The following is a 21,654-nucleotide window of genomic DNA, read 5'->3' as shown; positions in this document are numbered from 1 at the left end:
TCTTCGACCTGCTTCGGGATTCGAAGACGACCGAAACGAGCAGTGTGCGGAGCACGACGAGTCTGGTTTCCGTATCGGTATAAAAAGGTTCGGCGTTCGGTCGTAACTCGATGATACTCGCTTCTCGACTCACCTTCGGACTTTATTTGAACCGTCGCCGCGCACCACTCTCGTATGGACGAACTCGTCGAGCGGGCACGCGAGGTGCAGGAACGCGCCCACGTCCCGTACTCCGACTACCCGGTCGGTGCGGCGCTCCGAACCGCGGACGGAACGGTGTACATCGGTTGTAACATCGAGAACGCGAACTACAGCAACTCGCTCCACGCTGAGGAGGTCGCGCTCGCCGAGGCGATAAAGGAAGGCCACCGGGAGTTCGACCGCATCGCGGTGAGTTCGGCCCGGCGCGACGGCGTGACTCCTTGCGGGATGTGTCGGCAGACGCTCGCGGAGTTCTGCGGCGACGATTTCGCGGTCGTCTGCGACGAGGGCGACGACGTGACGGAATACACCCTCGGCGAGCTGCTGCCGAACACGATTACCGAAGAGATGCTCGGCTGAGCGATTCGACGGACGACGCGAAGCACCTATTTCCGAGGCGACAGATGAACGCGACATGGACGACAGCGAAGATCCGAACGCGGAGATACAGTACCACATCGAAGTCGGCGAGGGCGATGTCGCCGACGCCGTCCTCCTGCCCGGAAATCCCGAGCGCGTCGAGAAGATAACACAGTTCTGGGACTCGGCGGACGAGGTCGCCTTCCACCGCGAGTACCGAACCGTGACGGGAACCTACGAGGGGACGCCCATCAGCGTCATCTCGACCGGAATCGGAAGTCCGTCTGCCGCCATCGCGGTCGAGGAGTTGGCGCGGGTCGGCGCGAATACCTTCATCCGCGTCGGCTCGTGCGGCGCGATTCAACCCGAGATGAATGTGGGCGACCTTGTCATCACGACCGGGGGGGTCAGACAGGAAGGGACGAGCGACGAGTACGTCCGCGAAGAGTACCCGGCGGTCGCGGATTACGAGGTCGTCGCCGCGCTCGTCGCCGCCGCGGAGCGGCTCGACTACGACTACCACACGGGTATCACGATGAGCGCCGACAGCTTCTACGCGGGGCAGGGTCGCCCCGGATTCGAGGGGTTCCGCGCCGAAGGTGGTGACGAGTTGGTGGAACACCTGAAGAACGCGAACGTGAAGAACATCGAGATGGAAGCGAGCGCTATTCTGACCATCGCGAACGTCTACGGACTGCGGGCAGGAGCGGTCTGCTCGGTGTACGCCAACCGCGAGACCGGCGAGTTCCGAACCGAGGGCGAACACTGCGCCGCCGAAACCGCCAGTCTAGCGGTGAAACTACTCGCGGAGATGGACGAACTGAAAGCCGAGGCGGGCGTCGAACGCTGGCACCCCGGACTGTCGTTGGATTAACCCGGTACGTCGGTCTGCCGGTCGATGACGGTCTGGTTCACGCGATAGATAGTCACCGACCCCGAACGGTGAGCCGGTTCGACGCCGGGATAGTTCGAGAACGTCGACCGTCCGTACCAGTCCCGTTCGCGCGGACCGTAGTAGATGTACTGCACGTCGTACTCATCGAGGAGCCTCGCGCGAGCCGGCCAATCGGCGCTGTAGATCAGTTCGACGTTCCGTTTTCGCTCCTCGTAGGCCGCATCGCCGCGGTAGATTCGCTCCTGATACCAGCCGAGAACCGTCGGCAGGCCGGTGAGCGACGAAGCCGGACTCCCCCACTGGTAGGGTTTGCCGGGCGCGGAGACGATGTGCGGCCGACCCTCTCTCGCACCGAGCCACTCGATAGCGCCGGCTTCGCCGGCGTGAACCGTCCAGATGAACGCCATCCCGTCGAGCGTCGGGTCGTCCGCGCGGTGGATGACGTTGTCGGAGCCGACGTGCTGGCCGAGCGCGAAGACGCCGTAGACGGACGTAGACAGCAGGAGAAACGTGGCGAAGACGGCCATCCACTGTCGCGGCGTGAGAAGCGTTCCCGAGAGTTGGTCGGGCGCGGCGTCTGTCAAGAGTCGTGCCAGCGCGACGCCGCCGGCGACCGCCCAGAGCACCCACACCTGCATGTACACTTTGAAGGCGGTGTTGAATCGCCCGGAGATGGCGTTGTCCTGCACATAGACGAACTCGACCAGCAAGACGAGACCGGCACCTCCAATCAACAAGACCGTCTCGAAGTCAAGGTCGGTGTCGAGACGGAGGAGCACCCACCCGGCGACGAGGAGGGGTGCGACCAGTGCGATTGCCGCGATTCCGCCCTGCCACCCCGCCACGACCAGCAGGCCGCCGAGAACGCCGACCTGCGCGGCCTCTCTGTCTCGCCAGCGGACGTGCGAGCCGAGATAGAGCGCGAAGAGTGCGATGAACGCGCCGTGGACGATGAGTATCTCCACAAGGCTACTTCGGTCGGGGAAGAAGGCGATACTTCGGCTCCCGGCGGCACCGAGGAGAACGTTCGCCACGAACGGGGCCGCCCAAACGAGCGAGAGCACGCCGACGACGAGCGTTATCGCCATCGCGGTTGCGATCTTTCTGAATTCGCGGACGACGACCGACCCGCCTCCCGTGATTCGCTCGCCGCCGGGAACGAGCGTCGCGGGATGCTCGTCCGCGAACGTCAACGAGAGCCAGACGACGCCGAGCGCGGTCGGAAAGCTCCAAGAGCTGACGGTGCTGACGAAGGCGACGACCGGCGGGAGCGCGCCGAAGACGAGCACTCGGCGCCAACGCACATCCGAGCGGTAGACGACGTAGCCGAGCGCCGCGACGAACAGCAAGAACGGTTGGCCCATCATGTGCGCGTGCAGGTCGCCGTTCAGGTACGCGAAAAAGGGGAATTCGCTTATCGTTCCGACCATCACGCGACTCGCGTCCCAGTAATGAAACTCAGTCGGGGCGAGCGGTACGTCGGCGGGGTCCATCTCCAGCGGCGTCGCGATCGCCTCGACGAGCGAGCGGGGAAACGTCCACGCAAGCAACCGCATCGGAGTGAAGACATTCGCGGCGAAGCCGACGAAGAACGCGGCGAGCACGCTTGCAAGCCGGCGAGGCGTTCCGTGTCGGTCGGCGATCGCACCCGCCAGTCCGTAGGCGGTGGTGACGAGCATACCGTAGAACCCCGCGAGCGCGAGGTTATAGCTGAATTGCGGGAGCGTCCCCGTCAGTTTCGTCAGGATGGCCGCGACGAGGTGACCCCCGTAGTAGTAGCGAACGGGTTCCCCCGCGAACCACATGTCTTCGGGCGGGAGCGCGGGCGCGCGCATGAGCGACTGCAACAGGCCGAAGTCGAGGAACTTCTCGCCGCCCGTCGCGTGTATCGCCGGGTCGATGGCCCGAATGAAGACCAGAAAGCAGAACGCGACGGTGAACACGGCCATCGCTTCCGCGTACCCCCGGAGGTCGAGTTCGAGGTCGCGTCTCGTCAGCAGGACGGAGATGGAAGCGAACACGGCGATGGCTGCGACGACGGTGACGGTGGTGAACGCGAACTGTCCGAGCCAGTACGTCACGATTGTCACGACGGTGAGTGCGGCGGGAAGTGCGAACGAACCCCCGCGGTCGGGGAATCGCGGAAAGAGCGCGGTAGCGACCGGAAGGCCCGCGAGAGCGAGCACGTAGTAGACCAGTAGCCAGAACGCGATGAGCGCGAACTCCATATCTTCTGCTTTGGTGGGTGCGCCGAAAAGATATACATCTTGGGGTCGTGATACGTGGCCGATACGTTCTCCCTTCGATGGGGGTAGCGGTAGTAACTCGCATGCGGCGGTCGAATCACAATCCTTAACTACCGAACGACAGTACGAGATGGTAGCGGGATGGGATAGCCAGGAGATTCCGGCGGGCTCATAACCCGCAGATCGGTAGTTCAAATCTACCTCCCGCTATTTTTACACGATTACCCACTCGAAGCGTCGGGCATTTTATCCAGTGAGACTCCGGCAGGGACATCGAAACCGGGTTCACGGTCGACGGCTCGCTCTTCCTCGGGTGGCCACGCGATTTATTGACCGTGACACGCAAGAGTGTCAGTATGACAACCGCGCTGTTCGTGGTCAGCGAGGAAGGCTATTGGGGAGAAGAATGCGTCGACCCGCTTCAAACCCTCTCCGACGCTGGCGTCGATATCGACGTTGCGACGCCGAGCGGCTCGAAAGCGGTCGTCGACCAACGCTCCATCGACCCGGAGAACGTCGGCGAAGAGACCGCGGAGCGAGTCCGCGACGTTCACGAGAACGACGAGCGGATGAAGAATCCGATACCGCTAGCGAACGTCGACAGCGACATGTACGACGCGGTGGTGTTCCCCGGCGGACACGGGACGGAGTGGGATGTGAACCAAGACCGACACGCGCGCCGATTGCTCCGGAACACCGTCGAGGGGGAGGGCGGGAAGGCGCTCGTGGTCTGCCACGCGGTCGGACTGCTGGCGTTCACGCGGGACGGTGACGGTGAGTTCCTCGTCGAGGGACGCGACGTGACCGGTTTCCCGAACGATTGGGAGGAGGATATTGTGGACGAGCACGACTGCATGCCGGACGGGCGAAAGCTGCCATACTACGTCGAAGACGAAGTGAGCGCGGCGGGTGGAAATTGGGACGCCGAACTCAACGCGGAGACGAGCGTGCGCGTGGACGGCGACCTGCTCACCGCGCGCGGCCCTGAGTCGTCCCACGACGCGGCGACGACGCTTCTCGAAGCTCTCGGCGTCAAGTAAGTCGTCTATCGGTAAAAATAGTCGATTTTTACCGTCATCGTCCTCAGTGATAACGAATGCTCGGGACGCGTGGCGTGCTGGCGATACTGGCGGGAGTCACGATGACCGTCGCCGTCGTCGTCCTCCGGTCGGGGCGGAGACGGACAGGTCTTTGGTTACTGACGACGGGTTTTTTCGTCGCCAGCATCTGGTCGGGGCTGAACGTCGAATAGGCGCTGGAGATTCTAGGCAACGCGCTCCGACCCTTGTTTCTTCTCTTCAGGATTACAGCGGTCATCAGGACAATTCACTACGGAACGCTCATCACCGATGATAGTCAGTAGTGCCACTTCGTTTATAATTATATTCAGTGACAAACTAAACTGCTTCTTTGGAATATCCCTTGTCCTTTTTGAATCCTAGAAAATTAAATCACTTGACTTCCAATAGCTATTCAATCCATCTTGCAGAAGTCTTTGTTATGCCATGGCGTCGGAACCGAAGTAGGAACGGTGATAGCCGAAGGAATTTTCTAAAGGCAAGTGGAGCTGGTGCAGCGGCGCTCTCACTTGCTGGCTGTTCAAGCCAAGACGAAAATCCAAGAACCAGCACGAGAGGTACTGTTAAAACTTCAACAACGAACGAAGACGCAAACACCATCGACGTTGATCCTAATCAAATCACGCCGGGAGGAACGCTTCGTTACGGTCTTCCGGTAGCCCCAGATAGTCCAAATATATTCCTGGCCAGTAACGTGGCTTCCGCCGTCGGGCTAGCGCCAGTCTACGACTACGGTACCAAAATTGATCCAGTTACGTTCGAAGTTAAACCAAATGTGTTCACAGACTGGGAACTAAAGAACGCCACCAAGGAAAAGCCAGACGTTTACTTCAATGTTAGAAAAGAAGGATTGAAGTGGAGCGACGGTGAGAAGTTCAAGCCAATCGAGGACGTTGTATTTACCTATCAGTATATTCTCAATAAGGAGCCCAGTGAATTCTCGGTGTGGAAAGACTATGAGAAGATCGAAGAAGCGAGCAACGGTTGGGACGTGCACATCAAGCTGACAAAGACTGTCGGCACGTGGGACTCCTCCATTCTCGGTAGCGTACCAATCCTTCCCAAGCACAAGTGGGAGGGCGTCGATTACAACAACTATAGCCCAATGAGAGAAAACGAGGAAGGCCCGGTCGGTACTGGGCCGGGAAAACTCACCCAGTTCAACCCGAACGTCTCGATGCAGGTCACGTTCCGCCGTGACTACATCGAGAATACCTACGCGCTCAATAGCCTCAAGTGGATCAAAGACCATAAGTCGCTCATCCACGGTGGTCCGTTCCTCGACGGTGTGAAGTTCACGGTATACGGCGGAACGTCACCGATGACGCAGGCGTTCCTCAACGGCAAGATCGACACCCACTACGGTAGTGTCGACGCCGCGCAGATTCGGAAGGTGAAGAAGGACGACAAGAAAAGTCTCGTCAAGGGGTACGACAGCGGATTCTCCTACTACGGCTTCAATTGTCGTCGCGCCCCGCTCGACGATGTGGCGTTTCGACAAGCCATGGCGTTCATGTTCGACGATCGCTACTGGATTACGTCCCTTATGGGCGGCCACGTTATCAAGGGCGATTACGTGCAGTCTCCCGGGTATAGGGCCGTCCGCCCGGAGACCGTCCACGGCGGCGAGCTACTGACCGACCCGCAGACGAACGCGTTCGACTTCCGTAGCGCAGGCGGCAAGAAACCCGATATCGAAGGGGTTCGGAAGTTCCTGACGGACGGAAACGTCGTCAGCGGTCCGGGAACGTACGTCGGCAAAGACTTCACCGGAACGTTCTCCGGCGTCAAAGCGAGCCGTTCGAGCGCGAAGTACGAGTACACTTTCGGCTCCGTCAAGTCGAAGGTGCTCGCGGACGCGAACGTATCGGTCGACAAGGAAATTCGCATCGACGGACAGACCGTCCCGGAGATGATGGGCGGGAACGCGATCACCATCTTCATCGATCCGCCGAGTGAGAAACCAAACGAAGCGAAGGCCATCGAACGGTGGAAGGAGAACTTGCTCCAGGTTGGCATCCCGGTGCGAACCGAACCCATTGAGTTCAACACCATGACCGGCTTGGTGTACCAGCAGGAAGACTTCGACATCTATCCAATGGGCTGGACCGGCATCAGCGCGTACGGGACGTCCATCGAGACGTTCTTCCACTCGCGGAATACGGGCGACGACCACCAAGAATTCGCCTATAACTCCACCGGGTATGGTGTTGCGGGCGGGAGTGCCGACGATCTTATCGAAGATGCGTACACCGAGACCGATCCTAAGGCGCGGAATAAGAAGTGGTCGAAGGCGATCGAGCGTATTTATCTCGACATGCCCTATATGGTGCAAGACTATGCGAAGTATCGCTGGCCGATGAATACGAGCAAGTTCGGTGGCGTACTCACGAACATCGTTGACCCTGCTCACGTAAACTGGGATGCGGAGTACAGCAATATCTATTCTAAGGAAAATATAGACAATTGATATATTTCCCCCCGTTGATAGCGAAGATCCCTTCGCGGGCGTCGGGACGTGCTGTTAGCCCTCGAATGTGATTTGCTCTCCCCGCATGCAGAGTACGCGTTTGTATGCGACACGTCGTTTCTATTTCGAGGGTCAGGCGTATTACTGCACCGAGATACGTGGTATTCACTTGTGCCGTACCTGATACCACGCAATTCAGCGTGGGTAAATACCGGACAACCGTTCACAGTTGGAAAGTGGACAGTTCCGGGAAGGGATTTTGTTAAGATGAACAAGTCTCAACCAGATATTCTCCACATGTGTGGAACATCCAGTAGAATGACGAATTGAGGGGAAGAAAGACTGAACTGTCCGGTAACCACAGTTTTGTGGAATGCGTCACCGACGAGGAGTGCACCTCCTACGAGTCCGAGTGTCGAGACCATCGACAGGAACTGTCGGGAGACCATCTCACCCGTCGCCGTGCTCGTTCACGATGACGACTTCGCCGGCCTGCACGTCCACGTTGATGAGCGTCTTCACCGCGTAGTCGGTCTCGTCCAACTCGTTCGCGCCGACCTTCTTGATGACGGCGCACACGTCCACCACGTCCGCGCCGATGTACTCCAGCGCCTCGGTGACGGCTTTCATCGTCCCGCCGGTGCTGAGCACGTCATCTAGCAGGAGCACGCGGTCGCCCTCGTGGACGTTGTTGATGTACATCTCGTTCTCGGAGTAGCCAGTCTGCTGGGAGAGCGCGACTTCCCCCTCCAGCCCGTACTGGCGCTTGCGGATGACGACCAGCGGGATGTCGGTCATCAGCGAGACGGCGGTCGAGATGTGGATGCCCATCGCAGCGGGCGTGACGATCTTATCGACGTTCTCCAAGTCCGCCTTCCGGATGATCTTGATGACGATTTCGCGTAGGAGGGTCGGTTCGAGCATCGGGATTCCGTCGCTGATGGGATGGACGAAGTAGTGGTACCCGTTTTTCTCGATTATCGGGGCTTCGAGAAGCGACTGCTTCAACTGGTCCATGTTGGTGATTTTCGACCCATCAGTAAAAGATACCGGTATCGTCGTTCGCGGGGAGCAACGAGTGAAGGAGGAGCAATTGGCAAGGGAACGAATGACCTTTTTGCTCCGATAGTGCCATGGCTTCTCTCGAGCGAGACAAATTTTAATGGGAAGACATCTTCCCGCCCTGTGAGCGAGGTGTTCTCGCCTGACATCCCGTACAACATCTGTTTGTGCCGCGCATTGGCCAGCATCATCGGTTCATCACTGTCGAAACGTAGTAGCGGTGTGGGCATGCTCTCGCAGCACCGAGAACCTCAACGCCACAAAACCATCTCCTGAGAGTGGCTACTTTCACTTTCACTCTGGGTAAGGCTCACCACTTTTACGCTTCTTGCGGTACGACAAGGTGCGGGTGGGCGAGATCCGCACGCCGACGATCGGTTGCCAAGACCCCTACCCCAGCAGGGTTCGAATAGTTTCCCACTCCCCTTTTGTGTGGATAGTACTCAGCTAATGGCGTTGTGGCGACGTGGTGGTTCGTTAGTATTTCATCCGTCATCCATCCTTTCGATTCCTCGGGTGAGAATTTAAATAAGATAGTCGAAATAGGTAATAGTGACTACACCATGGCGAGCAAACTATCCGCCAAAGAGTTACTTGCAGAATTGCTGGAGTTTGCGGAGGAACTGGGCACGACGCCGACGAGAGCGCAGATGGACGAGCGAGAGCCCTACTCTTCAACCCCGTACTACACCGAGTTTGGTTCGGGGAATACGGCTTTAGAGGCGGCTGGGTTGGTGACGAATCACGATAATTCCATTCCGAAAAATGAGTTAATCCGAGCGCTGCAGAAATTGGCTGACAAGTCCGATAGACTACCAAGATTTTGATGACATGGAAAAATATGCTGCCTGAACTCGGCGGGTGATTTCCGAGGAGGATGCGGTATTCTCCCTTACCGTCGATCCGTTTCGTCGGAAGGGTTCACGATTCGATTCTTCGCGAAAGAGTCGAAATGATACGTTCGAGCTATCGGTCGCTTCCGGCGACGAACCCGACCGGTTTGAGAACTGTTAAGGTGAGTCCATCGCTCACTGTCGAGTGTGCAATCACCATCCGACCCGGTAGCCGTGGTTGTGCTTGCGCTGGTGATGCTCCCGTTCGCGGCGGCGGCGCTGACGCCGGTCGTCTACCGCGTGCTGGGCGAGCGTACCGCCTACTACGCGGCGGCGGTCGCGCTCGCCTGCTTCGGGATGGTCGCCAGTCAGGTGGGCACCCACGGCCCAGTCTCTTTCGCGTGGATACCCTCGCTCAACGTCTCCCTTCGGTTCTACGTGGACGGTCTCGCGCTCCTCATCGGCTTCCTCGCCAGCGGGGTGGGCGTGCTCATCCTCACCTATTCAGGGGGGTATATGCACCACGAACCGGGCAAGGCGAAGTACTACACCGCGCTGTTGGCGTTCATGGGGTCGATGCTCGGGGTCGCCTTCGCGGCCGATCTCGTCTCCCTGTTCGTCTTCTGGGAGCTGACGAGCCTCTCGTCGTTCATCCTCATCGGCCACTACTCCGACCAGCGGTCGTCGCAGTACGCCGCCCGGAAATCAATGCTCATTACCGTCTCGGGCGGCCTGTTCATGCTAATCGGCTTCCTGCTGTTGGCGAACACGGTGCCACAACAGCACGCCTTCGATCTCGCGTGGATGCTCGAACACCCCGCGCAGGTGCACGAGGGCTTGGTCGAAGCCGGAATGCTCCTACCCGTCCTCTCGCTCGTCGCTATCGGCGCGGCGGCCAAGTCGGCGCAGGTTCCGCTCCACATCTGGCTTCCGAACGCAATGGAAGCGCCGACTCCCGTCTCGGCGTTCCTCCATTCCGCGACGATGGTCAAGGCGGGCGTCTACCTCGTCGGGCGCTTCCGCCCCATCCTCCTGCCGGAGGGGGCGCACGGCATCCCTGAGTGGTCATTGCTCTTCACCGTGCTCGGCCTCGTCACGATGACCGTCGCGGCCATCCTCGCCGTCGCCGCCACCGATATCAAGGAACTGCTGGCGTACTCGACGGCGAGCCACCTCGGCCTCATCGTCGCCGGATTCGGCTTCGCTTCCGAACTCGGGGCCGAGACGGGCGCGTTCCACATCCTGAACCATGCGGTGTTCAAGGCCGCGCTATTCCTCGTCGCGGGAATCATCGCGCACGAGGCCGGAACCCGGAAGATAGCGCACCTCGGCGGTCTCCGGCGCGACCTCCCCATCACCGCCGCCATCACCGTCGTCGCGGCGCTCGGGATGGCCGGCGTCCCGCCCTTCAACGGCTTCTACTCGAAGGAGTTCCTGTTCCATGCAGCGTGGGAGGCCGCGGCGCACTCGGGCGGCCTCGCGTGGCTCTATCCCGTCGTGGCCGTCTTCGGGAGCATCTTCACGTTCCTCTACTCGGTCAAGTTCGTGATGCTCTTCTTCGGCGAGAAGCCGGAGGGGCTGGGTCACGTCCACCGCCCGCCCGCGGTGATGCTCGTGCCGCCCGCCATCCTCGGCACCATCGCGGCGCTCATCGGACTCGGCGGCGTGGCCTCGACGCTCCACGTCGCTCCGGCTTCCCTCGACCACTTCGTCACGCTGATCGTCGAGAGCGTCCTCCCGCCGGGCGCGAAGCACAAGCCGTTCCACTACAAGCTGCCGACCCACCTCACGCCCGCCGCCGTCATGAGCGCGACCACCATCGCGCTCGGCGCGGCGGCCTACCCGTTCTACGACCGTCTCCACGACAGCGTGAATCGCTTGCTCTCCGTCGCCCCCCTCCGGGCGAACTGGTGGTACGACAACGCGATGTCCGGGCTGAACGACGCGAGCGTGGCCGCGATTCCCCGAATCCAGACCGGCCTGCTCCGAACCTACGCGACGTGGACGCTCGCGGCGGTCACCGCCCTCACCCTCGGCGGCTACGCCGCGGCGGGCGTCTCGATTCCGGCGTTCGAGGGGTTGAACGTCACCTATCCCATCCTGCTCGTCCTGCTGGTCGCGGCCGTGGGTGCGGTCGCGGTGAGCGTCGCGCCCTCACACATCGCGGGCGTGCTCACCCTCTCGATTCTGGGGTTCATGGTCGCCGTCTTCTACGTGCTGGCGAGCGCCCCCGACCTCGCGCTCACGCAACTGGTGGTCGAGACGCTGTCGCTCGTCATCTTCCTGCTCGTCCTGGACCGTCTCCCGTCGTTCTACGGTGAGATAAACCGGAGACGGGCCATCCGCGACGGCGCACTCTCGGTCGCCGTCGGCGCGACCGTCTTCGTCACGGTGCTCCTCGCGACGGCGGCGGAACCCGACTCAATCGCGTCGTACTTCACCGACCCTCACGTAACCGTCGACGAGGCCGGCGGACACAACATCGTCAATGTCATTCTGGTGGACTTCCGTGGTTTCGATACGATGGGTGAAATCTCGGTCGTCGCGATGGCCGCGCTCTCTGTGTTGACGCTCATTGCCATGCGGGAACGGGGTGAGATACAGTGACGACGGTCATCACCCGAACCGTTACGCGCACGGTGGTGCCGCTCATCTTCGTCACGGCGATCGCGCTCATGTTACAGGGACACAACCTCCCCGGCGGCGGGTTCATTGCGGGCGTCCTGACGACGACGGCGTTCGCGCTTATCTACATCGTCTACGGGTTGGGTTACCTCGAAGAGGAACTGTTCCACCGGATGGTTCGCGGCCCGGTCGAACACCTCCAACACGGTATCGTGGAGAACTACCGCGCCCTCTTCGCGCTGGGGCTGGCGCTCGCGGCGGGAAGCGGACTAGCGTCGATGGCGTTCGGGTACGGGTTCCTCTACCAGACGTACGTCATCTTCGAGCACATTCCGCTCTACCCGCACTTTGAGGTGGCGAGCGCGCTGGCGTTCGATACGGGGGTTTACCTCGTCGTCGTCGGCGCGCTTCTGACGATCCTTTCGGTGGTGGGTGCCGAATGACGCAGTTCGTTCTCGCCGCCGTATTGGGATTCCTGTTCGCCCTCGGCACATTCCTCGTCCTGCGCCGGGACGTGGTGCGGGTCGTCTGGGGCGTCGCCATCATCAGCCAAGCCGCCAACGTCTACCTCGTCACGATGGGTGGGTTGGAGGGTCGCATCCCGATCCTCGGTCACGGTGGCGGCCACAACGTCACCGACCCGCTCGTGCAGGCGCTCGTCCTGACCGCCATCGTCATCGGCTTCGGGACGACCGCCTTCGCGCTCGTGCTGACGTATCGCGTCTACGAAGAACACGGAACCATCGACATGAACGAACTGGGTGAGTCGACGTGAACCAACTCGTCATTGCACCGCTGCTCGTCGCGCTCGTGACGGCGATTCTGACGCTTCTCGTCCGGGGCTTCCCGAGCGTCCAGCGCGGGACGAGCCTGCTCGGCGGCGTCGGCTACGTCGTCGCGGTGGCCGCCCTCTGGGCAGAAGTTGACCCGCTGGCCGCGTCGAACGTCGTCCCCTACCAAGTCGGCGACTGGCGAGCACCGTACGGAATCACGCTCGTCGCCGACTCGCTGTCGGCATTCATGCTCGCGCTCGCGGCGGTCGTCTCGTTAGCCGCGCTGGCGTTCTCGATACGGTACGTCGATGAGTTCGGCCAGCGCCTCTCGTACCATCCACTCTACCACTTCATGCTGGTCGGCGTGACGGGGTCGTTCCTTACGGGCGACATCTTCAACCTGTTCGTCTGGTTCGAGGTGATGTTGATGTCGAGTTACATCCTCGTCGTCTTCTACAGCGGGCCGGAACACACCCGCGCGGCGCTCCAGTACGTCGTACTCAACCTCATTGGAAGCGCGGTCATGCTCCTCGCCATCGGCGGAATCTACGCCACGACGGGGACGCTCAACATGGCCGACTTGGCGCGACGACTGGCAAATCCGACCGCCTACGGGCTACAAGACCCGGCGAGCGTCTACCCCGTCCTCGGCCTGTCGGCGCTCCTCTTCGCGGTCTTCGCGCTGAAGGCGGGTATCGTCCCCTTCCAGTTCTGGGTGCCAGCGGCGTACCGCGCCGCCCCGGCACCCGTCTCCGCGATGCTCGCGGGCGTGGTGAAGAAGGTCGGCGTCTACGCCATCATCCGCCTCTACTTCACCGTCTTCTCGGCGCTGGAACTGGGCGAACTCACGCTCCCCGGCTTCGTCGGGGACTCCGCGCTTTCGTTCTTCGGTCCCATCATGTTCGTCATGGCGGGCGCGAGCATCCTGCTCGGCGGCCTCGGCGCGGTCGGCAGGGACGACATCGACGGTCTGCTGGCCTATTCGAGCATCGGGCAAGTCGGTTTCATCGTCCTGCCGCTCGCCATCGGCGCGACCGTTCCCGAGGTTCGAACGCTCGCCATCGCGGCGGCGCTCGTCTACGCGCTGAACCACGCGCTGGCGAAGGGCCTGCTCTTTCTCGTCTCCGGGTCGGTGCTCTCGTCAGTCGGCTCCATCCGATTCGCCGACCTCGGCGGTCTGACGCGGAAAGACCCCGTGCTGTCAGGCGTCTTCTTCGTCGGCGCGCTCTCGCTCATCGGCATCCCGCCCCTGTCGGGCTTCTTCGGAAAGCTCCTCGTCTTCGACGTGGCCGGACGCGCCGGGGCGACGCTCGCCCTCGCCCTCGCGCTGGCCGGAGCTATCCTGACCATCGCCTACTTCAGCCGAGCGTGGAATCGTGGATTCTGGGGTCCCGAGAGCGCGATGGTCGAGCGGGGCGCTCCCGCGACCGGGGTAGTCGTCGTCGCCGCGCTGGCGGTGCTCGTTCTGCTCGTCGGCGTCGGCTTCGACCCCGTGTTCCGGGCTGCCGAATCCGCGGCCAGGGCGGCGACCGAATCGCAGGGCTACGTAGACGCGGTGCTGGGAGGTGGTTCGGCGTGAGGAAGTGGCCCGTCATCGGATTCGTGCTCGCCGTCCTCTGGCTGTTCGTCCGGGGCGTCGTCCTCAAACTGACGGCCATCCTCGGCGAGTTCCTCATCGGTCTAGCGGTCGGCCTGCTCATCGCGTTCGCCTTCCAGCGCTTCTATGCCGCGGAGACGAACGTCGTCCGGAACCTGCGAGCGACGCCGTACGCCGTACTGTACGTCGGCGTCTTCCTCAAGGAACTCGCGACGGCGAACGTCGACGTCGCGTACCGCGTGCTCGCGCCGGGGATGCCCATCAAACCCGGCGTGGTCGTCGTCCCGCTCCGAGTGCAGACGGACGCCGCCATCACGACCATCGCCAACAGCATCACGCTCACACCGGGTACCCTGACCATGGATTACGACGAGGAGAAAAACGCGCTTTACGTCCACAGCATCGACGCTCGCGACCCCGAATCCGTCGTCGCACCGATTCGGACGTGGGAAGATTACGCCCTCGTCATCTTCGACGAGGAGCGCAAACCCGGCGACCCGGTGCCGGAGGTTCCGCTCGCCCACGCGGGATACGAGTCGGCCGACGGAGGTGTCGAACGTGGCGACTGAGGGATTACTCGGCACTGTCCTCCAAGCGGGGCTCATCGTCGTCAGCGGACTCACATTGCTCGCGGGCTACCGCGTCATCAAGGGGCCGACGGTTCCGGACAGGGTCGTGGCGCTCGACACCATCAGCACGAACGTCGTCGCCATCGCGGTCTTGTTCGCGCTACAGACGGGCGAGGGGCTGTTCGTCACGGTGAGCCTCGTGCTCGCTATCATCGGATTCATCAGCACCATCGCTGTCTCGCAGTACGTCATTGAGGGGGACATCATCAAATGAACGCCATTCAGCAGATCGTCGTCGCATTGCTCGTCGCCGTCGGGAGCTTCTTCCTCGTGGTCGGAACGCTCGGCCTGCTCAGGCTTCCCGACGTGTACAACCGGATGCACGCGACCAGCAAGGCGACCACGCTCGGCGCAGCCTCGCTCTTCCTCGCCGGGTTCGTCCAGTACGGGCCGCAGGGAGCGGGACTGACCTCGCTGGTCGGCATCGTCTTCCTCTTTCTCACCGCCCCGACCGGTGCGCACATGATCTCCCGGTCGGCCCAGAAGATGGGCATCGAGTTCTTCGGCGACGCCGAGTGGCCCGACGAGGACTGAGTCTCAATCGGTCAGTTCCTCTGCCAGGTCCTTCGCCACCTGTCGTCCAAGTTCCGCCTTGCTACCGCCGTATTCGCGGACGCTTTGCTCCCGGACGAACAGCGTTCGGGTCTCGTCTTCGCCCATCACGCTCGCGTCGTTCGCCACGACGAACGAGAGGTCGGCGCGTGCGAGCGTCTCGCGCGCGGCAGCGACCATCGCCGCGTCGTCCCCGCCCGCCTCGGCTTTGAATCCGACGATGGGGAGGTCGGGATAGTCGTCCCGAATCTCGTCGATGAGCTTCGGCGTCGGGCGCAGGTCGAGCGAGAGGTCTCGGCCGGATCGAATCTTCTCCCCTTCGGCGTCGGTCGTGTAGTCGCTGATGGCCGCCACCGAGACCAACGCGTCCGCCGGAAACGCCGTCACGAGGTCGCCGACGGCGTCGAGCATCTCGGCAGCCGTCTCCACCCGCACGTCCGTCGCGTAGGGGACGCTCTCTCCGGGGTGGACGAGGGCGACGTTCGCGCCGTCGGCGTAGCACGCGCGAGCGACGGCCCGCCCGGTTTTCCCCGAGGAACGACTCGTCAGCACGCGGATGGGGTCGATAGGTTCGCTCGTCGCCCCGCTGGTGACGACGACGCTCGTCCCGTCGAGCGGGCTGGGGGTCGCCGACCGGGCGACTTCGAGCGCGATGGTGTCTTCGGCGGCTATCTTCGCCTTTCCTTCCTCGATCCGTGGGTCGACGAACTCGACGCCCCACGACGATACGCGCTCAATTGCGTCGAGCACGCCGGGATGGTCGTACATCGGTTCGTGCATTGCCGGCGCGACGACGACGGGAACGTCAGCGCCGAGCGCCGTCGTCGCGCAAGTCGTCACCGGTGTGTCGTCGACCGCACTGGCGATTTTACCGACCGTGTTCGCGGTGGCGGGCGCGATGCAGAACACGTCGGCCCACCCCTCGCGGCCGCAGAGTTCGACGTGCTCGACCTTGCCCGTTATCTCGGTGACGACGGGGTTGTCGGTGGCGAACTCGACCGCCCACGGATGGATGATGCCCTTCGCACTCGGCGACATCACCGCCCGAACGTTCGCGCCGCGTCGACGTAGTTCGTGGGCCAACTCGACGACTTTCACCGCCGCGATACTTCCCGTCACGCCCAACGCCACGTTCACTCCGGTGAGCATTACCCGCTATTGGGTGCGGAATCCGATAAAAAGTCACGGGTTCGACCCGTGGCTCGCCCGACTCGTACTCGCCCGGCGGGCCGCATCCTCGACGAACTCCTCCGAGAGCGTGTCGATCTCACCCACCTGCACGCGCCAGAGGTCGGCGTACAGGCCGTCGCCGTCGAGCAGTTCTTCATGGGTGCCGCGTTCGACGATCTCCCCGTCTTCGACCGAGAGGATGGTGTCCGCTCCCTCCACCGTCGAGAAACGGTGGGCGATGATGAACGTCGTGCGGTCTTCGGTGAGGCGGTCTAAGTTGCGCTGGATGAGCATCTCCGCCTCGGTGTCCACCGCGCTCGTCGCCTCGTCCAGCACGAGGAGCTCCGGGTCCGCCAGGATCGTCCGCGCGATGGAGATGCGCTGGCGCTGGCCGCCCGAGAGTTTCACACCGCGCTCGCCGACCCGCGTCTCGTCCCCCTCGGGTAGGTTGGTGACGAACTCGTGGGCCTCGGCGGCCTTCGCGGCGTCCCCGACTGCTCGTCGCTCGCGTCGAACGCCCCGTACACGATGTTTTCGCGCACCGTCCCGTCGAACAGGAAGGTTTCCTGTCCGACGTGCTCCCGCAGGCTCTCGACCGTCACGTCCCGCACGTCGTGGCCGTCGATTCGAATCTCGCCCCCCGTCACGTCGTAGAGGCGCGGAAGGAGTTTGCAGATGGTCGATTTTCCGGCTCCGGTCGGCCCGACGAGTCCGACGGTTTCGCCGGGGTCGGCGGTGAACGTCACGTCCGAGAGCACCTGCTCGCCGTCGTCGTAGACGTAATCGACATGGTCGTACTCCCCTCGCCCGTCGACGGCGTCGAGTTCGACCAGGTCCGAACCGCTCGTGATACCCGCCAGAATCGACATGAGACCGAAGATGCGCCGCGCCGACGCTTTCGCGTCCTCGTACCTGTCGACGATCTCGCTCATCTGGGTCAGCGGTTCGACCATCCGCTGGGTGAGTATCAGGAAGATGACCAAGTCGCCGGCGGTGACGGTTCTGGTGAACCACAGCGGCGAGCGATCGGTCAAGAGCCAGATACCGCCCACGACGAAGGTGGCGGCGAAGGCGATGGAAGTGAGCAGTTGCATTCCGGGGCGGTAGATGAAGTTCATCCGGAGCGCGCGCCAGTCGCGTCGGAAGTACTCGTAGAACGCCTCCCTCACGCGCTCGTCCTCGAAGGACTCGGTTCCGGCGGTCTTGATGACCTCGACCCCGGCGAGGTTGTTCTCCAGTCACGTGTTCAAATCCCCGACCGACGACCGGATGTCGGCGTAGAACGCTTCGACTCGCCGCATGAACCACCACGTGAACAGCGCCACGACGGGCACTATCGAGAGCGTGACGACCGCCAACTGGGGGTTGCGCCAGAACAGTACCGCACCGATTCCGACGACGAAGACGAGGAGCTGGATGGCGCTCCCCATCATGTTGTCGAGGAACAGTTCGAGGCGGTTCGTGTCGTTGTTGAGGATGCTCATCAGCTCGCCGGTCTTGTGGTCGTCGAAGAACGCCATGTCGAGCCGCTGCATCCACTGGTAGATGGCCGTCCGAACCTCGTGTTTCACCCGGTGGGAGAAGAGGTTCAGGCTCGACGCGCGCGAAGTTTCAGATAGCGGCGAGCACCATGGCCACCCCCATGAGTTCGGCGGAGAACCAGAACTGCCCCATCGTCGTCTCCGGAATCCACGCATCGGGAACGAGGGGAAGCGAGTACGGTTGCTTGTCCTCGAACACGGCGTCCAGGGCGACGCCGAGCACCACGGGCGGGACGAGCGCGAGAAATCTGGTCGCCATGCTCGTCAGCAGTTCGAGCGCGAACCAGTGGTAGTGGTCGCGGCCGTACTCGGTGAAGAGTCGATACATCGGCCGCTCTACCCCCTCCCCCAACTCCTCCGGGTCTACCTCGCCGTCGCTCATTTCGTAGATGCTTCAGAGCATATTGATAAAGATACTTGGATTTCGGCAGGGTAGGAAACGGGCGACTGGGACGGGACGAGGCAGGAAACGGAAGGCATAGTGTCTCGCCCTCCCGAGAAAGGAGCGATGTCGTGGAAGATTCTCGTCGTCGCCGGTCTGTTCGAAATCGCGTGGGCCGTCGGACTGGAGTACTCGGACGGCCTGTCGAAGTTCTGGCCCTCTGCGGCGACGGTCGTCGCCCTCGTCGTTAGCATGGTGCTGCTGGCGAAGGCCATCGAGACGCTTCCGGTCGGAACCGCCTACGCGGTCTGGACGGGTATCGGCGCGGTCGGAACCGCGACGCTCGGCGTCGTGATCTTCGACGAACCCACCGACCTGCTCCGCGTGGGCTGCATCGGTCTCATCGTCGTCGGCATCGTCGGCCTGCACCTCTCCTCCGGCGGGCACTGAGTCGGAAAAGCCGATGGGGGACAGTCGATGAAGGACGAACCACCTCGATAGGGAACGAACCACCTCGGCGCGCGCTGGCGTGGCGGCGAGGACGCGGTCGTCCGAGACGCCACCGCCAGACATCGAGCGACGAAGGAGCGAAGCCGTTCGAAAATCGAAGATTTTCGTGATGATGAGAGAGCTTCGCTCTCTCGAACCACGCGCAGTCGGTTGGAAAGGGTGTGGCCTGTTGCTGTGGTTGTCGCGGTTGCGGTAGCGGGGTGGGACTGAAAGGGACCGCCCGGTCGCGTTTCCGTGGTCGTCTCTGTGACCCCTCTCGACTCGACGCACAAAGCGCGCCTCGCCGAGAGGGGTCACAGAGCGAGTCACGCGAACGGATGTGAGTGTGATCACGGAAGTCGCACGCCTGCGCAGGGAGCCTGCGACCGAGCAGGACCGTCTTCCGGTGCCGCGAACGAGCGGGGCTTTCGATAACAACTTTACTCCAACACCGCTACTTGCTGCTCCTCAAACCACTACGCTTAGGAACTCAGTTCATCTTCTCCACGAAACTCGGATGCGGCACCGGACGCTCGTCCTCCCACTCCTCGAGATACGTCCGAAGTCGGTCGTGCGCCCGGCGCGCCCGGCGTTGGCGCTCTTCCTCCGAAATCTCCTCGCAGCCGACTGGAACCTCGCGGTCGCGGTTCGTGAAGTAGCCCTCCGGGGTGACCCAATCGTGGTAGAACTCCGGGTCTGCGTCCTCCACCACGGTCAGTCCGACCTGCGAACCGTGGCCAGCCGAGACGATGGCTTGGTGGTACTGCTCCGCGAGGCGACCGGCGGCGTAGAGACCCTCGACGGCGGTTCTGCCCGCGTCGTCCACCGAGACGAACTGCTTGCTCCCGGACTGCTCGAAGTCGAGACCGAGTCCGTCGAGGTAGGCGGAGTCCGACCACGATGCGGCGACGACTCGGTCCGCTTCGACGGTCTCCTCATCGGTATCGACCGCGAATCCGTCGCTTTCGCCGTTCTCGTCCGCGCGGCTCACGTCCGAGACGCGGGCGTCGAGTCGCGCGCACCCAGCGCGTTCGGCTTGCTCTTCGAGCATCAGACAGTACAGTCGCGAGTCGATTCCGGCGGGGAAGCCGGGGAAGTTCTCCAGAATCGCGTTTCGGTGGAGGATGGAGACGCCGTCGTTCACGACCAGCGTGTCGAGGTCTGCGCGGGCGGTGAAGATGCCCGCCGAGAGTCCGGCGACGCCACCGCCGACGATGAGTACGTCGTAGCGTGTCATGGTCGGAGATAGCGGGTAGGGTGGTATAAAGTGCTGGTGTTGGCGGCGGTTCGGGAAAGACGGTGGTTGGAGCGGAGTTTCACTCGCGGCCGATTCGTTCCGCCGTGCCTATCGAACAGCCCGAGGACGACTCTCCACCGAGTGCCGTCCAGGGGTTTCAAGAATCGTCTTCGTCTGACGTATCGTCCGCTTCTGGACGAACATCGGCATCGTTGACGGACGGGCCGGCAGCCTCGGACGGCTCCGCCGCTGACGGCGAGTCGTTCGTTTCCTCGGTTATCGAACCGGTCGCCGCGCTCGCGTCGGAACCCGCCGCCACGGACTCTTCGCTTTTTTCGTCGGGGGTGATTCCGTGAACTTCCTCCATGTGCTCGTTCAACTGCTCTCTCCGCTCGAACGTTTCGTCGCACTGTTCGCACGAGAACTCCGCTTCTTTTGATTCGGTTACCATATCGCTTGTTTTTCGCGGAAGCATTGAAAAGGTTCTACCGGCTAATGCAACCTCGCGTCACGTCATCGACTACGAGCGGCGTTCCGGACGCGGTTCGAACCGACCGAGACGGCAGGGAGAGCGAACTTCGAATCACGGACACCGTAGGTCGAGCGGCCCTTCTTCCGAACAGGAAGACCGCAGCGAGTCCCTCGTCCCTCTCGTGCCGGAATGCTTACTTTCAGTCGCCCGGAACTGGATTGCGTGGATAGCGTCGAACTCAGCACCGTCGTTCACGTGCCGCCGGAGGAGGCCTACAAATTCCTCATCGACTTTCCAGGCTACGCCGACTACTCGAAACACCTGAACCGCGTCACGCGACGGGGTGAGGGCGGGCCGGGGACGGAGTACGACATCCACCTTGAATGGTGGAAGATACGGTACACCGTCCACTCCGAGGTGACCGAACTCACCCCGCCGGAGCGCATCGACTGGAGGATAACCAAGGACATCCGCGCGCACGGTCACTGGCGGGTCGAAGAAGTGCCGGAAGAGGCACCGGAGGGGAAAGAGACCGCCTCACGGGTGTGGCTCTCCATCAACTTCGACGCGGACTCGGCGGACTCCGGGATGCTCGACCTACCGATGTTCGTCTCGCTCGGCTGGGTCGTGAACAAGGTGAAACCGCTGGTGCTGAAGGAAGCCGAGACCGTCGTCGCGCGAATCGTCGCGGACTTGGAAGGCGAAAAGCGCGACGTAAACCTCGTCGTTCACGACAAACCGGATTCGGTCTGAGGGCCGTGGACTCGGTCTATCTACCGGCGGAGGAGATAGCCACCGACGGGGAGCAGGGCGACGCCGACCGCGAAGGGTGCGACGACGAAGAGGGGGTGAAACGGCGCACAGCCGTCACAGCGTGCTTGCCCGGCGATCGGGAGATGTGTCGAAATCGCGTAGCCGACGAGGAGGAGTTCTGCCAGCGTCAGCGCTCCTGCGAACGCGCGGTTGCGAGTCGGGTCATCCGACGAAATGGGATCATCATCGTCCGCGTTGATTCGTATCAGTTCATAGAATAAGTTTTCC

22 protein-coding genes, 1 tRNA gene and 2 pseudogenes are annotated in these 21,654 nt (G+C 62.3%); 19 read left to right on the top strand and 6 right to left on the bottom strand.

Annotated features, from left to right (window positions below):
- Nucleotides 1–174 precede the first annotated feature (174 nt).
- Together cdd and LIW51_RS06880 are read left to right on the top strand one after the other, a co-directional pair.
- Nucleotides 175–561: a cytidine deaminase gene (gene cdd / locus LIW51_RS06885; protein WP_227376462.1), complete on the top strand. Its 387-nt coding sequence runs from the start codon at nucleotides 175–177 to the stop codon at nucleotides 559–561.
- Nucleotides 562–616: 55 nt separating this feature from the next.
- Nucleotides 617–1,435 (top strand): nucleoside phosphorylase, encoded by an 819-nt coding sequence (locus LIW51_RS06880; protein ID WP_227376461.1) that lies wholly within the window; start codon nucleotides 617–619, stop codon nucleotides 1,433–1,435.
- Here the strand turns inward: LIW51_RS06880 and LIW51_RS06875 are convergent.
- Nucleotides 1,432–3,684, bottom strand: coding sequence for a DUF2298 domain-containing protein (locus LIW51_RS06875; protein ID WP_227376460.1), 2,253 nt, complete (start codon nucleotides 3,682–3,684; stop codon nucleotides 1,432–1,434). The two genes, LIW51_RS06880 and LIW51_RS06875, sit on opposite strands and share 4 nt — an antisense overlap.
- A 153-nt stretch (nucleotides 3,685–3,837) precedes the next feature.
- Between LIW51_RS06875 and LIW51_RS06870 the strand changes: the two genes are divergently transcribed.
- The 5 genes and pseudogenes from LIW51_RS06870 (at nucleotide 3,838) to LIW51_RS06850 (ending at nucleotide 7,251) form a co-directional block, all read left to right on the top strand.
- Nucleotides 3,838–3,912 (top strand) — tRNA-Met (locus LIW51_RS06870).
- A gap of 146 nt (nucleotides 3,913–4,058) precedes the next feature.
- Nucleotides 4,059–4,742: a type 1 glutamine amidotransferase domain-containing protein gene (locus tag LIW51_RS06865; protein ID WP_227376459.1), complete on the top strand. Its 684-nt coding sequence runs from the start codon at nucleotides 4,059–4,061 to the stop codon at nucleotides 4,740–4,742.
- 56 nt (nucleotides 4,743–4,798) lie between these two features.
- Nucleotides 4,799–4,954, top strand: a complete 156-nt coding sequence (locus LIW51_RS06860; protein WP_227376458.1) for a hypothetical protein — start codon at nucleotides 4,799–4,801, stop codon at nucleotides 4,952–4,954.
- Between the two features lie 248 nt (nucleotides 4,955–5,202).
- Nucleotides 5,203–5,295 (top strand): annotated as a pseudogene (locus tag LIW51_RS39070) (twin-arginine translocation signal domain-containing protein); the annotation flags it as partial.
- 261 nt (nucleotides 5,296–5,556) lie between these two features.
- Entirely contained in the window at nucleotides 5,557–7,251 is a 1,695-nt protein-coding gene (locus LIW51_RS06850; protein ID WP_227376756.1) for an ABC transporter substrate-binding protein, read from the top strand.
- A 450-nt stretch (nucleotides 7,252–7,701) separates the two neighbouring features.
- Here the strand turns inward: LIW51_RS06850 and hpt are convergent, their stop codons facing one another.
- A complete protein-coding gene (hpt, locus tag LIW51_RS06845; RefSeq protein ID WP_227376457.1) occupies nucleotides 7,702–8,268 on the bottom strand; it encodes a hypoxanthine/guanine phosphoribosyltransferase in 567 nt (188 codons plus the stop codon).
- 503 nt (nucleotides 8,269–8,771) lie between these two features.
- Here hpt and LIW51_RS06840 point away from each other — a divergent pair.
- The 8 genes from LIW51_RS06840 (at nucleotide 8,772) to mnhG (ending at nucleotide 15,304) form a co-directional block, all read left to right on the top strand.
- Nucleotides 8,772–9,140 (top strand): homing endonuclease associated repeat-containing protein, encoded by a 369-nt coding sequence (locus LIW51_RS06840; RefSeq protein ID WP_227376456.1) that lies wholly within the window; start codon nucleotides 8,772–8,774, stop codon nucleotides 9,138–9,140.
- Nucleotides 9,141–9,401: 261 nt separating this feature from the next.
- On the top strand, nucleotides 9,402–11,753 hold the full coding sequence (gene mbhE, locus LIW51_RS06835; protein ID WP_227376755.1) for a hydrogen gas-evolving membrane-bound hydrogenase subunit E: 2,352 nt from the start codon (nucleotides 9,402–9,404) through the stop codon (nucleotides 11,751–11,753).
- Entirely contained in the window at nucleotides 11,750–12,214 is a 465-nt protein-coding gene (locus tag LIW51_RS06830; RefSeq protein ID WP_227376455.1) for an MnhB domain-containing protein, read from the top strand. The genes mbhE and LIW51_RS06830 overlap by 4 nt, the downstream gene beginning before the upstream one ends.
- A complete protein-coding gene (locus LIW51_RS06825; RefSeq protein WP_227376454.1) occupies nucleotides 12,211–12,546 on the top strand; it encodes a sodium:proton antiporter in 336 nt (111 codons plus the stop codon). The genes LIW51_RS06830 and LIW51_RS06825 overlap by 4 nt, the downstream gene beginning before the upstream one ends.
- Nucleotides 12,543–14,123, top strand: a complete 1,581-nt coding sequence (locus LIW51_RS06820; protein ID WP_227376453.1) for a complex I subunit 5 family protein — start codon at nucleotides 12,543–12,545, stop codon at nucleotides 14,121–14,123. Before LIW51_RS06825 ends, LIW51_RS06820 begins: the two co-directional genes overlap by 4 nt.
- The gene (locus LIW51_RS06815) at nucleotides 14,120–14,710 is read left to right on the top strand and encodes a Na+/H+ antiporter subunit E (RefSeq protein ID WP_227376452.1); all 591 of its coding nucleotides are present in this window, start codon (nucleotides 14,120–14,122) and stop codon (nucleotides 14,708–14,710) included. The genes LIW51_RS06820 and LIW51_RS06815 overlap by 4 nt, the downstream gene beginning before the upstream one ends.
- The gene (locus tag LIW51_RS06810) at nucleotides 14,691–14,984 is read left to right on the top strand and encodes an MrpF/PhaF family protein (RefSeq protein WP_438267361.1); all 294 of its coding nucleotides are present in this window, start codon (nucleotides 14,691–14,693) and stop codon (nucleotides 14,982–14,984) included. The genes LIW51_RS06815 and LIW51_RS06810 overlap by 20 nt, the downstream gene beginning before the upstream one ends.
- On the top strand, nucleotides 14,981–15,304 hold the full coding sequence (mnhG, locus tag LIW51_RS06805) for a monovalent cation/H(+) antiporter subunit G (RefSeq protein WP_227376450.1): 324 nt from the start codon (nucleotides 14,981–14,983) through the stop codon (nucleotides 15,302–15,304). The genes LIW51_RS06810 and mnhG overlap by 4 nt, the downstream gene beginning before the upstream one ends.
- A 3-nt stretch (nucleotides 15,305–15,307) precedes the next feature.
- Here the strand turns inward: mnhG and coaBC are convergent, their stop codons facing one another.
- Together coaBC and LIW51_RS06795 are read right to left on the bottom strand one after the other, a co-directional pair.
- Nucleotides 15,308–16,471 (bottom strand): bifunctional phosphopantothenoylcysteine decarboxylase/phosphopantothenate--cysteine ligase CoaBC, encoded by a 1,164-nt coding sequence (coaBC, locus tag LIW51_RS06800; RefSeq protein ID WP_227376449.1) that lies wholly within the window; start codon nucleotides 16,469–16,471, stop codon nucleotides 15,308–15,310.
- A gap of 33 nt (nucleotides 16,472–16,504) precedes the next feature.
- Nucleotides 16,505–18,415: pseudogene (locus LIW51_RS06795) on the bottom strand (ABC transporter ATP-binding protein).
- Nucleotides 18,416–18,541: 126 nt separating this feature from the next.
- On the opposite strand from LIW51_RS06795, the gene sugE reads away from it, so the two are divergent.
- Nucleotides 18,542–18,865, top strand: a complete 324-nt coding sequence (gene sugE / locus LIW51_RS06790) for a quaternary ammonium compound efflux SMR transporter SugE (protein WP_227376448.1) — start codon at nucleotides 18,542–18,544, stop codon at nucleotides 18,863–18,865.
- A 529-nt stretch (nucleotides 18,866–19,394) separates the two neighbouring features.
- On the opposite strand, the gene LIW51_RS06785 is transcribed toward sugE, so the two are convergent.
- The gene (locus tag LIW51_RS06785; protein WP_227376447.1) at nucleotides 19,395–20,141 is read right to left on the bottom strand and encodes an NAD(P)/FAD-dependent oxidoreductase; all 747 of its coding nucleotides are present in this window, start codon (nucleotides 20,139–20,141) and stop codon (nucleotides 19,395–19,397) included.
- A 157-nt stretch (nucleotides 20,142–20,298) separates the two neighbouring features.
- Nucleotides 20,299–20,592, bottom strand: coding sequence for a C2H2-type zinc finger protein (locus LIW51_RS06780; RefSeq protein WP_227376446.1), 294 nt, complete (start codon nucleotides 20,590–20,592; stop codon nucleotides 20,299–20,301).
- Nucleotides 20,593–20,636: 44 nt separating this feature from the next.
- On the opposite strand from LIW51_RS06780, the gene LIW51_RS06775 reads away from it, so the two are divergent.
- Genes LIW51_RS06775 through LIW51_RS06765 form a run of 3 tightly spaced genes read left to right on the top strand, consistent with a single transcriptional unit; the run spans nucleotide 20,637 to nucleotide 21,647 of the window.
- The gene (locus tag LIW51_RS06775; RefSeq protein WP_227376445.1) at nucleotides 20,637–20,843 is read left to right on the top strand and encodes a hypothetical protein; all 207 of its coding nucleotides are present in this window, start codon (nucleotides 20,637–20,639) and stop codon (nucleotides 20,841–20,843) included.
- Complete coding sequence (locus LIW51_RS06770; RefSeq protein ID WP_227376444.1) at nucleotides 20,836–21,366, top strand: SRPBCC family protein; 531 nt, start codon at nucleotides 20,836–20,838, stop codon at nucleotides 21,364–21,366. The genes LIW51_RS06775 and LIW51_RS06770 overlap by 8 nt, the downstream gene beginning before the upstream one ends.
- Before the next feature lie 5 nt (nucleotides 21,367–21,371).
- Nucleotides 21,372–21,647: a hypothetical protein gene (locus LIW51_RS06765; protein WP_227376443.1), complete on the top strand. Its 276-nt coding sequence runs from the start codon at nucleotides 21,372–21,374 to the stop codon at nucleotides 21,645–21,647.
- Nucleotides 21,648–21,654: the final 7 nt, after the last annotated feature.

The sequence above is a fragment of the Haladaptatus halobius genome, from assembly GCF_020618475.1.
GTDB classification, from domain to species: Archaea; Halobacteriota; Halobacteria; order Halobacteriales; family Haladaptataceae; genus Haladaptatus; species Haladaptatus halobius.
The sequence above is the reverse complement of the archived record's forward strand: the minus strand, read 5'-3'. Positions and strand labels throughout refer to the sequence as shown.

What these genes read in the sequence shown, in the direction of transcription:
- cdd (WP_227376462.1), top strand. Translation starts at nt 175, where the DNA reads ATGGACGAACTCGTCGAGCGGGCACGCGAGGTGCAGGAACGCGCCCAC.
- LIW51_RS06880 (WP_227376461.1), top strand. Translation starts at nt 617, where the DNA reads ATGGACGACAGCGAAGATCCGAACGCGGAGATACAGTACCACATCGAA.
- LIW51_RS06875 (WP_227376460.1), bottom strand. Translation starts at nt 3,684, where the DNA reads ATGGAGTTCGCGCTCATCGCGTTCTGGCTACTGGTCTACTACGTGCTC.
- LIW51_RS06865 (WP_227376459.1), top strand. Translation starts at nt 4,059, where the DNA reads ATGACAACCGCGCTGTTCGTGGTCAGCGAGGAAGGCTATTGGGGAGAA.
- LIW51_RS06860 (WP_227376458.1), top strand. Translation starts at nt 4,799, where the DNA reads ATGCTCGGGACGCGTGGCGTGCTGGCGATACTGGCGGGAGTCACGATG.
- hpt (WP_227376457.1), bottom strand. Translation starts at nt 8,268, where the DNA reads ATGGACCAGTTGAAGCAGTCGCTTCTCGAAGCCCCGATAATCGAGAAA.
- mbhE (WP_227376755.1), top strand. Translation starts at nt 9,402, where the DNA reads ATGCTCCCGTTCGCGGCGGCGGCGCTGACGCCGGTCGTCTACCGCGTG.
- LIW51_RS06825 (WP_227376454.1), top strand. Translation starts at nt 12,211, where the DNA reads ATGACGCAGTTCGTTCTCGCCGCCGTATTGGGATTCCTGTTCGCCCTC.
- mnhG (WP_227376450.1), top strand. Translation starts at nt 14,981, where the DNA reads ATGAACGCCATTCAGCAGATCGTCGTCGCATTGCTCGTCGCCGTCGGG.
- coaBC (WP_227376449.1), bottom strand. Translation starts at nt 16,471, where the DNA reads ATGCTCACCGGAGTGAACGTGGCGTTGGGCGTGACGGGAAGTATCGCG.
- sugE (WP_227376448.1), top strand. Translation starts at nt 18,542, where the DNA reads ATGTCGTGGAAGATTCTCGTCGTCGCCGGTCTGTTCGAAATCGCGTGG.
- LIW51_RS06785 (WP_227376447.1), bottom strand. Translation starts at nt 20,141, where the DNA reads ATGACACGCTACGACGTACTCATCGTCGGCGGTGGCGTCGCCGGACTC.
- LIW51_RS06780 (WP_227376446.1), bottom strand. Translation starts at nt 20,592, where the DNA reads ATGGTAACCGAATCAAAAGAAGCGGAGTTCTCGTGCGAACAGTGCGAC.
- LIW51_RS06775 (WP_227376445.1), top strand. Translation starts at nt 20,637, where the DNA reads ATGCAACCTCGCGTCACGTCATCGACTACGAGCGGCGTTCCGGACGCG.